The following is a 13,852-nucleotide window of genomic DNA, read 5'->3' on the forward strand; positions in this document are numbered from 1 at the left end:
GAGCACGTGAGAGGACCCGTCGCCGAGCTGCGCGCCTTCCTCGACGCCGCCCTGCTCGAGCCGGTGCGCGAGCAGCACGTCGACCCACCAGAGGCGCGAATGCGGCGTCGCGTCGTCGTCGCCGTCACGCTCGTCGTGGGATCGGTCGTGCTCGCGTGGGCGCTGCGCGTCCCCGCGGGTGACCCGCTCTTCTACACCGCCTCGATCGCCCTCGCCGCGGTGTGGGGCATCGGCGCGATCGCGTCCGGCCCGCTCCACTTCGGTCGTGGCCACACCCGCTCGGGCGAGCGAGAGTCCCGGCCGGTCGTGCAGTCCCTCGCCCTCGGCGCCCTGCTTCTCCTCGTCTTCCTGGTCGGCGCCCTCGTGGTCGCGCGCGTCCCGTTCCTGCGCGAGCCCGTCGACCAGCTGCTCGACCATGCCCGCTTCGGGTCCCTGCCCGTCGTGCTCGCCATCACCATGGTCAACGGCATCGTCGAGGAGCTCTACTTCCGCGGCGCGCTGTATGCCGCCCTCCCGTCCCACGCGGTCGCCATCACGACCGTGCTCTACGCCCTGACGACCGTCGGCAGCGGGATCCCGCTCCTCGTGCTCGCGGCCGCCATCATCGGTCTCGTCACCGCGCTGCAGCGACGCGTCACGGGCGGCATCCTCGGGCCGATCATCACGCACGTGACGTGGTCGACCGGGATGCTCCTGCTCCTCCCACCCGCCCTCGAGCTGACCAGGTGATCCCATGACCCCACCCCGCAGGGCCCTCGTGACCGGAGCCTCCGGCTACGTCGGCGGCCAGGTCGTCCCCCGGCTGCTCGACGAGGGCTGGACGGTCCGCGTCCTGACCCGGCGCCGCGCCTCGATGGACGGCAAGCCGTGGGTCGACCGCGTCGAGGTGGCCGAGGGCGACGTGGGGTCGGCCGACGACATGCGCCGGGCGCTCGAGGATGTCGACGCCGCCTGGTACCTCGTGCACTCGATGGACGACCAGCCCGACTTCGCCGAGCGCGACCGCGAGGCCGCGACGCACTTCTCCGAGGCGGCCACGTCGGCCGGCGTCTCGCGCATCGTCTACCTCGGCGGCCTGCACCCGGACGACGAGATCCTCTCGCCGCACCTGGCCTCGCGCGTCGAGGTCGGCCGCATCCTGCTCGACTCGGGCGTGCCGACGGCGGTGCTCCAGGCCGCCGTCGTGCTCGGCGACGGGTCGGCGTCCTTCGACATGCTCCGCTACCTGACGACGCGGCTGCCAGCGATGGTCGCGCCGAAGTGGCTCGACAACAAGATCCAGCCGATCGCGATCGACGACGTCGTCACGCTGCTCGTGGGCGCCGGCAGCCTCCCGCCCGAGGTCAACCGCACCTTCGACATCGGCGGCCCCGAGGTGCTCACCTACCGCGAGATGATCGCGCGGTTCTCCGACGCCACGGGTCGCCGCCGGCCGCTCGTCGTGACCGTGCCGGTGCTGACACCGCGCCTCGCGAGCCACTGGGTCGGGCTCGTCACCCCGATCTCGGCCGGGCTGGCCAAGCCGCTCGTCGGCAGCCTCGTGCACGAGGTCGTCGCCAAGGAGAACGACCTGCAGGAGCTCTTCGACGTGCCGGGGGGCTTCACCGACTTCGACACGGCCGTCCGTTCGGCGATGCGCACCGTGAAGCCCGACACCGCGATGCGCAACCTCGCCCTGACGAGTGCAGCGACCGTCGCGACCGTCGCCGTGGGCTCCCTTGCCACCAAGCCCGATTCGACGTGGTACCGCTCGCTCGACCTGCCGGAGTGGCAGCCCCCGACCCTCGCCTTCCCGATCGTGTGGACCGCGCTCTACGCCGACATCGCGGCGAGCTCGGCGACCGCGCTCAACGCGTACGACAAGGCCGGCGACAGCGAGGGGCGCAACGCCTACCTCAAGGCGTTCGGCACCAACCTGGCCCTCAACGCAGCGTGGAGCGTGCTCTTCTGGCGCTCCCGCAGGCCGTGGGTGGCTGCGGCCGAGGCCGCCCTGCTCACCGCGAGCTCAGCCGACCTGGCCCGCCGTGCGGGGACGGTCAGCAAGGGCGCCGGAATCGCCCTGTCGCCGTATGCCGCGTGGTGCGGTTTCGCGACCGCCCTCTCGACCGCGATCGCCCGTCGCAACGGCTGACGGCGGGTCGATCCAGATGTATCTGCCTCTCTAGCGTTCTGCTGATACATCGGCAGACAGCCCTCGAGACGGAACAGTCGGCCGAGCGCTCGACCGGCGAATGCGATGTCCGCGCGGCGCGACGACGGGTGGCGGATGCGTCAGGCGCTGACCGGCTGCTTCGTGAAGGCACGGCGGTAGGCGACCGGCGGGATGCCGATCTGGCGCTGGAAGTGGTGGCGCAGGACGGCGGCCGTCGCGAAGCCGCTCTCGCGGGCGATGCGCTCGACGTCGAGGTCGGTGGACTCGAGCAGGTGGCGCGCACGGAGCACGCGCTGACTCGTCAGCCACTTGTGCGGAGTCGTGCCGACCTCGGCTGTGAACCGCCGGGCGAAGGTGCGTTCGGACATGGCGGCCCGCTTGGCGAGCGAGGGGATCGAGTGCTCCTCGTCGAGTCGCTCCGAGACCCACTCCATGACGTCCTGGAGCCCTTCGCACGGTTCGGACGGGACGGGCGTCTCGACGAACTGGCGCTGGCCCCCGGAGCGGTGCGGGGGGACGACCATCCGGCGCGCGATGCGGGTCGCGACCTCTGAGCCGAGCTCGGTGCGCACGAGGTGCAGACACGCGTCGATGCCGGCGGCGGTGCCAGCGCTCGTCAGGACCGGGCCGTCCTCCACATAGAGGACGTCGAGGTCCACGCGGGCTCCCGGGTTCTCCTCGGCCAGCCGAGCGGCATACCTCCAGTGGGTGGCGCACTCGCGGCCGTCGAGCAGGCCCGCGGCCGCGAGCTGGAAGGCGCCGGAGCAGACCGAGAGCACGCGGCCACCGCGTGCCGCGTTGTCCCGGAGGATGTCGAGGACCTGAGGGTCGTAGGGGCCGTCGACGGGGCCCCCGGGGATGGCGACGAGGTCGGCGCCGCGGGCGGCCTCGAGCGGGAACGGCGCGACGACGCCCATGCCGCTCGTGGTGCGCAGCACCTCGCCGGGACGGGGCGAGCAGACCCGGAAGTCGAAGGCCGGGACGCCGTCGTCGGTGCGGTCGATGCCGAAGACCTCACACAGGACGCCGACCTCGAACGTCGCGACGGGCTCCTGGACGATGACGGCGATGGTGCGCAACATCTGCCCAGCATGGCACCGGTGGCAGGATCTTGTCGAACACCGACTGTTCTGCCACTCGTGGCGGGATCATGGTGAGCGCAGACTTTTTGCCATGGACACCATCTTCTTCTTCATCATGATCGTCGCCATCATCGCCGCCCTCGAGCCGCACCACCGTCGGACGTTCTCCCTCCCACGGGCCCCGTTCGGCGCGGACGCCGCGCTCGACCGGGACATCGAGCGCGTGCGCCACGACGTGCCCGTCGCATACGACACGCCGGTCGCCCACTGAGCCTCGGACCGACCCGTGCGACGAGCGTCCGAATCCCTCGACTGCCCGGACCCGTCCGCGCTCGCCGACGTCTACGGCGACTGACCGACCTCGCTCAGAACGGCGGCGGGTCGTCCGGTGGTGTCGAGTCCGGTGGTGTCGAGTCCGGCACCTCGTCGGGCCGATCTTCTGGTGAGGGGCCCGGTGAGGCGCCCCGGATCGGCGACCCCGAGCCCCGGTCGCGCAGCGGCTCACTCAGCGGCTCACGCCAGTCCTTCGGATAGGTGATGTACTCCCGGCCGGCGAGCGAGGTCCATGAGATCCCATCATCGGCCGCGCGGCGGACGCGCCAGACTCGAGCGGTCTTGCCGTTGTGGCAGCCGCGACTCAGGGAGTCGAGGTTGGAGACGTGGGTGCGGCCGGCCGGCCACGGTAGGAGGTGGTCGACGTCGCACCGGTCGGCCGGCACCTGGCACCCGGGGCCGCGACACACACCGTCGACCGCCTTGACGTGCTCGACCATCTCGGGAGTCGGGGTGTAGCAGTCGGTCGAGAGCTCGAGGGCGCGGCCGGTGTCGACGTCGGCCGCGAGACGCTGCCAGACCGAGCCGGGGGCGGTGATGATCCGGCGGGCGTGCGCTGCCGTGACCCAGCCGTGGCCGGTCAGCTCGCACGGGGCGTCGGACAGACCGGCAGCCACCTCGAACGGAACGACGATGCGCACCGCCGCAGGCGGGGCGTCCGACAGGCCGGACCAGCTCGGGCCGCCAGCGCTGAACCCCTCCCCCGGGCCGGCGTCCGCTTCGGTACAGTCCGCACCGCCGTCCGAGCAAGACGCACCTGCGGGCCGAGCCCCACCGGTGCGCGGGCCGCCTCCAGGGCCGCCTCCAGGGCCGCCTCCGCGACACGACCCGCACCGGTCGCCCTCGGGGCCCGGAACGAGCCCGAAGAGGACGAGGTCGCAGAGCAGGTCGCTGCGCAGCTGGTCGAGCGTGCGGGGGTCGCCGGCCGCACGCGCGGCCCGTGCCATCGCGTCCACGCGGTCCAGCACCCCGACGACGCGCTCGGCGGGCGCCACGACGGTGAACGTGCCCATGCCGTCATCGACCAGTCGACCGAAGACCGTGCGCCTGGCCGTGGCAGCCTGTCGGCGCTCCTCGTGCCCACGCGGGTCGGCGGCTCGCACGCACCGCCGCAACCGGTCGCCGAAGAGGCGGTGCGAGGGGATCGAGCCGTCGCGAGCGGGCGCGAGGACGGTCGCCTCGAGTTCGGGGACGGCGTCATCGGCGAGCGTCCTCGTCTCCGCGACGATGCGCAGTGCCCGCTGGAGGCTGACCGAGCCGGCGCGCAACCGCTCGCGCAGCACCCGGTGCCGTCGGGGCGCCGTCGCCAGCTCCAACCTGCGCGCGACCTCTGACGCGCCAACACCGGTCGCGCACGCGATCTCCTGCGTCACGACCTGGTCGGCCGTGATGGGCACCGGCGAGGTCGAAACCAGCTGGGAGAGGTGCTGCTCCTCGACGGAGTGCAGCGCCGCATAGGCATCGACGATCCGGCCCTCGAGGCGGGCCTTGTGCACCTCGAGGCGCTCGATCTGCGACAGCACCGCCTCAGCCTCGTCGAGGAGCGAGAGTGCCGGACATGGCTTGGGACCCGGCCCCGACGCCGACTTCGCCTGTCTCAGCAGCCAGACGACACGCGGGTTGAGGCCGTCGCCGGCCGCACTGGAAGCCGAGCGCCCGGAGTCGAGGAATGGCACGAACTCACTCCTCCCACCCGGGTCGCCGACTCCTCAAGTAGAACACATGTTCGACTGGCTCACAAGAGTTGTCCACACCCGTCTCTCACCTCGACACCCTTGCCGCAGAACGGGATTCGGGGTGGTCAGCTCTTCGGGACGGGCTTCGCTCGCGACTTGCGACGCGTCAGGAGCACGCCCGCGATGCACAGCGCGCCGCCGACGAAGGTCAGGGGCGGCGGCACCTCGGAGAGCAGCGCCCAGGCGATGAGCGTGGCGATGAAGGGCACGAGGAAGGTCGTCAGGGTCAGCTTGCCCGCATCGTTCCGCGCCAGCACATAGGCCCACGTCGAGAAGGCGATGGCCGTCGGGAAGACGCCGAGATAGGCGATCCACCACAAGGTGCTCGCGTCGCTGTCGCGCACGACGGTCACGAGCTCGCCGCTCCACGGCAGGCACACGACCGCACCGATGATGCAGGCGATCCAGGTGACCTCGGGGCCGGGCAACCGCCCGAGGAGCGGCTTCTGCGCGAGCACGCCCACGGCATACGTGATCGCGGCGAGCACGGCCAGCCACACGCCCACCATGTCGCCGGAGTCACCGGAGGAGAACCCTCGCGCGATGACGACGACGCCCGCGAAGCCCACGGCCATGCCAATGAGGAGCCAGCGGCTCATCTTCTCGCCGAGGAAGACGGTGGCGAGCAGCGCCACGATGATCGGACCGATCTGCACGATGAGTGCCGAGGTGCCTGCGTCGATGCGGCGCTCGGCCTCGTTGAGGGCGAGGTTGTAGACGCCGAACCAGCCCACGCCGCAGAGCAGGAACAGTGGCCAGTCACGGCGGGCCGGCCAGGTGCGCGGCCGACGGAAGACGAGGACACCGAGCGCGACGGATGCGACGAGGAGCCGACCCAGCGACAACGCGCCGGGCGGCACGTCGCGGCCGAGGTGCCGGATCGCGACGAAGGCCGACGCCCAGAGCAGCAGCGTCACGGCCACGGCGCCGAGCACCAGCACGCTCGAGCGCCGATTGCTGGGCGGGGCCATTGATGCGGTGCGAGAGTCCACGGTCACCCCGTGACCATAGGCGTCGGCACTGACAGCCCGCCGCTCGGTTTCCGGTCAGATGTCCCCGACATCCCGCCACCTCGGGCGCGCTTGCTCTACGTCTCATGCATAAGTTAGCGTTTGCTTTATGGCAATGACTGGTTATGTCTGGATGAAGGGTGCCTGTCCCCTGCTCGGGAGCATGCCCGTGCGCTGAGCCGCAGGCCACGCCGCCTCAGCCGCTCCCGAGCGCCCCCGCCCCCGTCAGCACCCACCCACCCCGAAAGGCACGACCATGTCCCGCGGCGCCCAGCGCATCTCCGTCGACCTCGCCGAAACCGCCCGCCGACTCGCCCGCCAGCGCGCCCTCTGGCAGCGCCTCGTCGACTTCGACCCCATCACCCGCTACTACGCGCGCCTCCTCGCCGACCACGACCACGAGGCCTGGCTGCTCACCTGGCTGCCCGGTCAGGGCACACCGTGGCACGACCACGGCGGCAGCGCCGGCTCGTTCGTCGTGCTCCAAGGCGTCCTCACCGAGGAGGTCGCCGGCTACCGCACGGCCGTCGACCTCGACAACGTCCGGCGCGCGACCGGCCCGGGAGTGCTCCTCAGCCCGGGTGACCAGCGGACGTTCGGCTCCCGCCACCTGCACCGGGTCACGAACGCCGGCTCCGATCCGGCTGTCAGTCTGCACGTCTATGGCCCCAGACTGACTTCCATGACGAACTACCGCGCCGTCGACGGTGTGCTGGAGGTCGAGGAGCAGGCCGAGGTCGGGGTCGACTGGTGACGCCCGCGCCCGACCGACCCGCCCGGCCCCGCACCATCGACGAGGTGCTCGCCGACGCGCGCAGCCGACTCCATCGCCTGACGCCCGCGGAGGCCGACGCGGCGAGGGCCAAGGGCGCCTTCCTCGTCGACATCCGTCCCGCCGCTCAGCGCGCCGCCGAGGGCGAGCTGCCCTCCGCGACGCCGATCGAGCGCAACGTCCTCGAGTGGCGCCTCGATCCCGCGAGCGACGCGTCACTGCCGATCGCGAGCCACGACCTCGAGGTCGTCGTGCTCTGTCAGGAGGGCTACACCTCGAGCCTCGCTGCCGCCGCCCTCCAGGAGCTCGGCATCCACCGCGCCACCGACGTCATCGGGGGGTATGCCGCGTGGCGCGCCTGGCAGGCGTCCGCGGAGCAGGCCTCCACGGACGAAGGTCCGTAGCGGCCCACTACCGCGTCGAATCAGTGGCCCGGGCCGGTCACCATCTTGGCTCGCTCCGACTCGTGCGCGCCTCCCTTGACCGCGAGCGTCTGGCAGGCGTCCTCGATGTCCCGGGCCAGGGTGTCGACGTGCTCGCGGCTCATCGTCTCCTTGACCAGGGCGCGCATGATCGTGATGTCCTGGGCGTTGGGGGGCATCGTGTAGGCGGGGACCATCCAGCCGCGCTCGGCCGACAGCTGCCAGGCGATGTCGAACTCGTTGTACGGCTGGTCGCCGGCGAGCCGGAAGGCCACGAGTGGCAGCTGCTCCGCGTCCCGGCCGATCAGCTCGAACCGTCCCTGCTCCTCCAGCTTGTCGCCGAGCGTTCGGGCGTTCTCCTCCATGTTGCGCATGATGTACGTGTAGCCCTCACGACCGAACCGCACGAAGTTGTAGTACTGCGCCAGGACCATCGACGACCCTGTCGAGAAGTTCAAGGTGAAGGTCGAGTCGGTCTTGCCGAGGTAGTTCTCCTTGAAGACGAGATCGGGTGCCAGGTCGGCGACCTCCCGGAAGATCAGCCAGCCGATGCCCGGGTAGACCAGGCCGAACTTGTGTCCCGAGACGTTGATCGAGCGCACCTGCTCGAGCCGGAAGTCCCACGGCGAGTCGGGGTAGAGGAACGGCCACACGAAACCGCCGCTCGCCCCGTCGACGTGCAGCGGCACGTCGAGACCACGCTCCTGCTTGATCTGCACGAGCAGGTCGTTGATGCCGACGATGTCGTCCATGTGGCCCGTGAACGTGGTGCCGAGCACGGCCGCCACTCCGATCGTGTTCTCGTCCACGTGCGGCGCCACGTCCTCCGGGCCGATGGTGTACTTCCCCGGCTGTAGGGGGACGATGCGCGGTTCGACGTCGAAGTAGCGGCAGAACTTCTCCCAGACGACGTGCACGTCGCCGCCGAAGACCAGGTTCGGGCGCTCCGTGGACCCTCCTTCGGCCTGTCGACGGGTGCGCCAGTTCCACTTCAGCGACAGGCCGCCGAGCATGATCGCCTCGGACGAGCCTTGAGTGCGTGCGCCGGTGGTCGGGCCGGGCGCGTGGAAGAGGTCGGCGAGCATCCGGATGCAGCGCTGCTCGATCTCGGCGGTGCGCGGGTACTCGGCGTGGTCGATGAAGTTGCGGTGCAGGTTCTCGGCGATGATCAGCTGCGCCTCCGGCTCCATCCACGTGGTCACGAAGGTGGCGAGGTTGCGGCCCGGGTCGCCCTCCAGGGCGAGGTCCTCGGCCACGAGCCGCATCGCGTCGACGGCGGACATTCCCGCTCGTGGGAACTCCCGGCTGGGCACCTCCTGGGTGAGGAACCGGTTGCCATAGAGGGCTGAGACGGCGTCGATCTCGGACGGAATTGACATGCGCTTCTCCTTCGAGGGGTGGCTCCGGGCAGGGGTATCGGTCAGGGGGATCGGTTAGGGGGATGTCGCGGCGACGGCGGACGTGACGGCACGTCGCCAGGCGGGCAGCATCAGGGCCGCGCCCACGAGGAAGCACACGGCGCCGCCGAAGGTGCCGGCAACGGCGAGACGCGCACTCAGCATGGCGTCGGCGCTCGGGACGACGTAGCCGGCGATCGCCGAGGCCATGAAGAGCACCGAGCCGACCATGTTGAACCAGGCGATCCGCCACGGGAGGGACCGCGGCTGGACGGCGAAGAACCGGTGCGAGACCGCGAGCACGGCGAACGCGCTCGACACGAGGAAGAGCACGGACCCGTAGAGGTCCGGGCGCCAGACGTACCGGTCCGACTCGGCGGCCGTCGCGTTGTGCGTCAGGGCGGCGATGGTGCTGATGTTGAAGAACACCGTGCCCGGGAACTGGACGGCTGCAGCCAGCCAGTTGCGGTCGTGAGGGATCCACTCCCACAGACGCACGGGAGCGGGTCGGTGCTGGGTCACCGCGTCGACGGCGGTCATCGCCGGGGTCTGCGCCTGGACGAGCTGGCCGTAGGAGGCGCTCGTGAAGAAGAGGGACCCGACGGCATACGTGATGCCGTCGACCCACCCACCGATGGCATTGAGGTAGGCGGGCACCGAACCCACCGCGAAGCACGCCGACCCGACCACGAAGAGCCAGGCGACGGTCGCGTTGAGGCGGTGGGGTCGCACGGTCATCCGGGCGGCTTCCTCTGCGCGTCGGGCACCGGAAGCACCGCAGTGACGACAAAGGAAACGACCACGGCGACGACCACCTGGGGGATGACCGTGAGCCCGTCGGTGCCCATCAGCAGGGTCGCCAGGAGCACGGACGTCAGTGGCAGCCGGAGCATGGCGCAGCACATCGCACCGATGCCGGTCCCGATGGCGGCGGCGAGCTCCATGCCAGGCAGGCCGCTGACGGCGATGCCGAGCACCGCACCGGTGAACATCGCGGGGAAGACCGGGCCCCCACGGAAGGCCGAGAGCGAGACGCCGTAGGCGACCGCCTTCAACAGACCGAGCAGCACGAGCACCCAGACGGAGTAGCCGGCCGCGCCGGCCACGAGCCCGGGCAGTGCGCTCTGTCCGGAGAACAGCACCTCGTCGAAGGGCCGACCTGTGGCCAGCTGGTACCCGGTGGCGCAGAGGCCCACGACCAGGCCCAGTCCCACGGTGACCGCCACGCGCTTGCGGTGCACGTAGGGCCGCAGGCTGAGCCCGAGCCGGCGGACGCCCCAGCCGAGCAGGGCGCCCGCGACGCCGACCGGGATGGACCACAGCAGGGACGCGAGCGTCGGCTGCACGCCGGGCGGCACCGTGGTCAGCGCGAGCGAGAAGGTGCCGAGACCGGTCCAGGCGTCGAGGCCCACGAAGACGAGGGCGCCGATGCCCGACGCGAGCAGCCCCGGCAGCGCCACGAGGCTGAGGGTCGCCCCGGCAATGCCGGCCGCCTCCATGATGAGGAAGGCGCCGAGCAGCGGCGAGCCGAGGAGCGTGCTCACCGCCGCGAAGCTGCCGGCGGACGCCATCATCGTCGCGGCCATCGGCGGGGCGTCGCGCTTCGCGAGGTGCACCGTCAGGGCCCCGAGCCCGCCACCGATCGCGATGAGTGGCGCCTCGGGCCCCAGGACCGCCCCGAGCCCGAGGGTGAGCAGGGCCGCGATCACGATGCCGGGCAGGTCGCGCCCGGTGGCGGGTCCGCCCCCGGTGCTGAAGCCCAGGGCCGGCGAGTGCCCGGCGGTCCCGGGCAGGTGACGGATCGTGAGGGCGACGAGCAGTCCGCACAGCATCAGCCAGGGAAGGGGCCACCAGGCCGGGCGCGACCCGTCGAAGAGGTTCGAGGGCAGGTCGGTGAAGAGATACTTCTGCACCACCGACACGAGCGCGAGGAAGCCGTAGGCGATCGCCGAGACAGGGATGCCGAGCAGTGCGGCCAGCACGAGGGCCGAGAGGTAGGACCGGGAGCGCACGGTGCGCGCGACGTCGATCGGGGCCGTGGCCCCGATCGGAGCGGCTGCGTCGGTCACCTCGGTCTGCCTCCTCGGGAGAGCGAGGGCATACGCGCTCCGAGCGGGAGATGCTTGCCAGCCCAACGTAGCCGGGCGGCCCGGCGTCCCGCGCACGTTTGGCGAGTCCGGCCGTCTTGTCCGGTATGCCGTCCGGTATGCCGTCCCGTATTCCGCCTGGTATGCCGTGCGCGGCGTCTCAGGAGCGGCGTCCCGCGCGCCCGCCTGCCTTCCGGACGAGCTCGCTGAGGCGGTCGAGGTGCACCGATGGCAGTCGCCAGCGCTGCCAGTAGAGGGGCACGTCGACGCGGTCGCGCGACCCGAGACGCACCAGCTCGCCTGCCTCGAGGAGCGGCGCGAGCTGCCCCGTCAACAGCGCACCCCACCCGAGGCCGGAGCGGACCGCGGTGACGAATCCCCCGCCGTCCGGCACCTCGTGGGTCGGTGGCGCACTCGTCACGCCATGGTGGTCGAGGATGCGCTGCTGGATGTCGTCCTTGTCGTTGAAACGCACGAGAGGCGCTGCAGCCCAGTCGAAACCGCGGCCCGCTCGGTGTTGGTCGAGCAGCTGCGGCGTCGCCGCCGGCAGGTAACGCATCGTCACGAGCGGCTCCGTGGAGCAGCCCTGGACCGGTGTCGGGTCCGACGTCACGGCACCCAGCACCTCGCCCGAACGGAGCAGCCGGGCCGAGTGGTCCTGGTCCTCGACGCGGATGCGCAGCACGACGTCGTCCCACTGGGCCGCCTCGGCCAGCACCGCGCCGAACCAGGTCGACATCGAGTCGGCGTTGACGACGATCGGCAGGTCGGTGCGAGACCGCGTGTCGACGGCGAGACCCGCGAGCGCCTCCGACTCGAGCAGGCTCTGCTGACGGGCCAGTCGAACGAGGGCCTCTCCCGCGGCCGTCGCCCGGCAGGGCGACGTGCGCACGACGACGACCCGCCCCACCTCGGCCTCGAGCGCCTTGACTCGCTGACTGACGGCCGACGGCGTCACGTGCAACTGCCTCGCCGCCGCGTCGAAGGTGCCGGTGTCGACGATGGCGAGCAGGGTGGCCAGGTGCTCAGGCTGGAGCCGCATGAAGCCATGCTAATGATGCTGAAGAAAGCTTCGCTTCACTGAAGCCACTCCCCCGTCTACCGTCGAGGGCGTGACCTCCCTCCTGCCCGGCTTCCTCACCATGGCCTCTCTCATCGTGGCCATCGGGGCGCAGAACGCCTACGTGCTCCGCACCGGACTCGCGCGCCGGCACGTCGCACTCGTCGTCGCCGTCTGCGCCCTCAGCGACGCGGTCCTCGTCGTCGCCGGCGTGCTCGGCGTCGGTGGTCTCGTCACGGCCCACCCGGGACTACTCACGGTCGTGCGATGGGTCGGGGCGGCATACCTCGTCGGCTACGGCCTGCTCTGCCTGCGCAACGCGCGCCACCCCCAGGGTCTCGAGGCGGACGGGACCCAGAGGTCACGCAGCGGCGTGCTCGCCACCGTCGTCGCACTGACGTGGCTCAACCCGCACGTCTACCTCGACACGGTCCTGCTCGTCGGCTCGCTCGCCAACCAGCACGGCGCCGAGGGGCGCTGGTGGTTCGCCGCCGGAGCCGCCGCCGCGAGCCTCGCCTGGTTCACGGCGCTCGGCTACGGCGCGCGGCTGCTCGCGCCGCTCTTCGCGCGACCCTCCACGTGGCGTGTCCTCGACCTCGCCATCGCGCTGGTCATGTTCACCATCGCCGCCACCCTCGTCCTCGGCTGAGGTCCACGCCCGCAGCGCGCGAGTTCCCGCGTTGCCCTGCGGGGCCGGCGAGGATCGACCTAGCCTCTGCCGAGTGAGCACAGGGGAGGTCGCGGCGATCGGCGACGACAAGTCGAGTGGCCCGGCGGGCGGGTCGGCGCGTCGCGAGTTCGAGCGACGACGCGATGCCCGGGAGCAACGGGTGCGCGAGCGCTTCCCCCGCATCGGCGGCTTCCTCCTTGCCGTCACGGACGAGCCTCAGAGCACCAAGGCGTGGGACACCGGCGCCGCCGGCGAGCAGGTGGTCGGAGCCCGGCTCGACGGCCTCACGGGTGACGGGCTCACAGTCCTGCACGACCGACGCATCCCGGGAACCAGGGCCAACATCGACCACATCGTCGTCTCGCGTGCCGGCGTCTTCGTCGTCGACGCGAAGAAGTACAAGGGCCAACCGGGCCTGCGCGTCGAGGGCGGCCTGTTCCGTCCCCGGACCGAGACCCTCGTCGTCGGTGGACGCAACTGCTCGAAGCTCGTCGACGGCGTGCTCAAGCAGGTCGAGCTCGTCCGCGCCGCTCTCGACGACCCCGCTCTCCCCGTCACCGCGGTGCTCTGCTTCGTCGCGGCCGAGTGGCCGCTCTTCGGAGGCTCCTTCACGACCCGCGGCGTGCACGTCCTCTGGCCGAGACGCCTCGCCCAGGTCGTGGCGGCCGAGCCGAAGACGCGTGGGCCGGAGACACCCGCGCCCATCGACGTCGCATCGGTCCACGCCCGCATCGCGCGGGCCTTTCCTCCTGCCTGAAGCGGCCCCGCGCGCTACCTCAGACCACGCGGGACGGCATACGCCATCTGATCTGAGGTAGCGCAGGCCCCGGGATAGGGAGGTCGTCCGATGTGGGGGTCTACCTCAGCGGCCGAATCTGGAGAAGTCCAGAACGGCACCAGCAGAGGAAAGACCATGACCACCCAGTACCTCGACTTCCGCGCCATCCAGTACGAGATCGAGTCCCGCTACCCGCAGCGTCGCCGCGTCCGCCGCGACTCGTCGCTCGAGATCATTCGCCGCACCATGGCGCGGATCTCCCGGCAGGAGACACAGCCGGGCCGCACCCGGTGACGACGGCGCCCCGAGCGGTGTCGCCAACCGACGCACCGCTGTCGGCGGAGTACGCGATG

At 71.3% G+C, this 13,852-nt stretch carries 15 protein-coding genes; 8 read left to right on the forward strand and 7 right to left on the reverse strand.

Translation table 11 applies throughout. From position 1 onward, the window contains the following. Positions 1-6: 6 nt before the first annotated feature. Together AC1DIW_RS05730 and AC1DIW_RS05735 are read left to right on the forward strand one after the other, a co-directional pair. Positions 7-729 (forward strand): CPBP family intramembrane glutamic endopeptidase, encoded by a 723-nt coding sequence (locus tag AC1DIW_RS05730; protein ID WP_442278675.1) that lies wholly within the window; start codon positions 7-9, stop codon positions 727-729. A gap of 4 nt (positions 730-733) precedes the next feature. Further along, entirely contained in the window at positions 734-2,131 is a 1,398-nt protein-coding gene (locus AC1DIW_RS05735; RefSeq protein WP_478106802.1) for a tryptophan-rich sensory protein, read from the forward strand. A gap of 140 nt (positions 2,132-2,271) precedes the next feature. Here the strand turns inward: AC1DIW_RS05735 and AC1DIW_RS05740 are convergent, their stop codons facing one another. Beyond that, complete coding sequence (locus AC1DIW_RS05740) at positions 2,272-3,234, reverse strand: GlxA family transcriptional regulator (protein WP_442278673.1); 963 nt, start codon at positions 3,232-3,234, stop codon at positions 2,272-2,274. A 91-nt stretch (positions 3,235-3,325) separates the two neighbouring features. Here AC1DIW_RS05740 and AC1DIW_RS05745 point away from each other — a divergent pair, with 91 nt between their 5' ends. Continuing rightward, positions 3,326-3,505, forward strand: a complete 180-nt coding sequence (locus AC1DIW_RS05745; RefSeq protein WP_442278672.1) for a hypothetical protein — start codon at positions 3,326-3,328, stop codon at positions 3,503-3,505. A gap of 94 nt (positions 3,506-3,599) precedes the next feature. Here AC1DIW_RS05745 and AC1DIW_RS05750 read toward each other — a convergent pair whose 3' ends face one another. Beyond that, on the reverse strand, positions 3,600-5,243 hold the full coding sequence (locus tag AC1DIW_RS05750) for an HNH endonuclease signature motif containing protein (RefSeq protein ID WP_478106803.1): 1,644 nt from the start codon (positions 5,241-5,243) through the stop codon (positions 3,600-3,602). A 125-nt stretch (positions 5,244-5,368) separates the two neighbouring features. Next, on the reverse strand, positions 5,369-6,301 hold the full coding sequence (locus AC1DIW_RS05755; protein WP_478106804.1) for a DMT family transporter: 933 nt from the start codon (positions 6,299-6,301) through the stop codon (positions 5,369-5,371). 268 nt (positions 6,302-6,569) lie between these two features. On the opposite strand from AC1DIW_RS05755, the gene AC1DIW_RS05760 reads away from it, so the two are divergent. Continuing rightward, a complete protein-coding gene (locus tag AC1DIW_RS05760) occupies positions 6,570-7,067 on the forward strand; it encodes a cysteine dioxygenase (protein ID WP_442278669.1) in 498 nt (165 codons plus the stop codon). After that, positions 7,064-7,489, forward strand: a complete 426-nt coding sequence (locus AC1DIW_RS05765; protein ID WP_478106805.1) for a rhodanese-like domain-containing protein — start codon at positions 7,064-7,066, stop codon at positions 7,487-7,489. Before AC1DIW_RS05760 ends, AC1DIW_RS05765 begins: the two co-directional genes overlap by 4 nt. Before the next feature lie 20 nt (positions 7,490-7,509). Here the strand turns inward: AC1DIW_RS05765 and gad are convergent, their stop codons facing one another. The 4 genes from gad to AC1DIW_RS05785 form a co-directional block, all read right to left on the reverse strand. Then, on the reverse strand, positions 7,510-8,886 hold the full coding sequence (gene gad, locus AC1DIW_RS05770) for a glutamate decarboxylase (protein WP_442278667.1): 1,377 nt from the start codon (positions 8,884-8,886) through the stop codon (positions 7,510-7,512). Between the two features lie 54 nt (positions 8,887-8,940). Further along, entirely contained in the window at positions 8,941-9,642 is a 702-nt protein-coding gene (locus tag AC1DIW_RS05775) for a hypothetical protein (RefSeq protein WP_478106806.1), read from the reverse strand. Beyond that, positions 9,639-10,973: a chloride channel protein gene (locus AC1DIW_RS05780; protein WP_442278665.1), complete on the reverse strand. Its 1,335-nt coding sequence runs from the start codon at positions 10,971-10,973 to the stop codon at positions 9,639-9,641. Before AC1DIW_RS05780 ends, AC1DIW_RS05775 begins: the two co-directional genes overlap by 4 nt. Positions 10,974-11,151: 178 nt before the next feature. Then, positions 11,152-12,033, reverse strand: coding sequence for a LysR family transcriptional regulator ArgP (locus AC1DIW_RS05785; RefSeq protein WP_478106807.1), 882 nt, complete (start codon positions 12,031-12,033; stop codon positions 11,152-11,154). Between the two features lie 70 nt (positions 12,034-12,103). Between AC1DIW_RS05785 and AC1DIW_RS05790 the strand changes: the two genes are divergently transcribed. The 3 genes from AC1DIW_RS05790 (at position 12,104) to AC1DIW_RS05800 (ending at position 13,793) form a co-directional block, all read left to right on the forward strand. Continuing rightward, a complete protein-coding gene (locus AC1DIW_RS05790) occupies positions 12,104-12,700 on the forward strand; it encodes a LysE/ArgO family amino acid transporter (protein WP_478106808.1) in 597 nt (198 codons plus the stop codon). 73 nt (positions 12,701-12,773) lie between these two features. Continuing rightward, on the forward strand, positions 12,774-13,478 hold the full coding sequence (locus AC1DIW_RS05795) for a nuclease-related domain-containing protein (protein ID WP_478106809.1): 705 nt from the start codon (positions 12,774-12,776) through the stop codon (positions 13,476-13,478). Between the two features lie 156 nt (positions 13,479-13,634). Next, complete coding sequence (locus AC1DIW_RS05800) at positions 13,635-13,793, forward strand: hypothetical protein (RefSeq protein WP_442278661.1); 159 nt, start codon at positions 13,635-13,637, stop codon at positions 13,791-13,793. Positions 13,794-13,852 lie beyond the last annotated feature (59 nt).

The sequence above is a fragment of the Terrabacter sp. 01T434 genome (assembly GCF_056398545.1).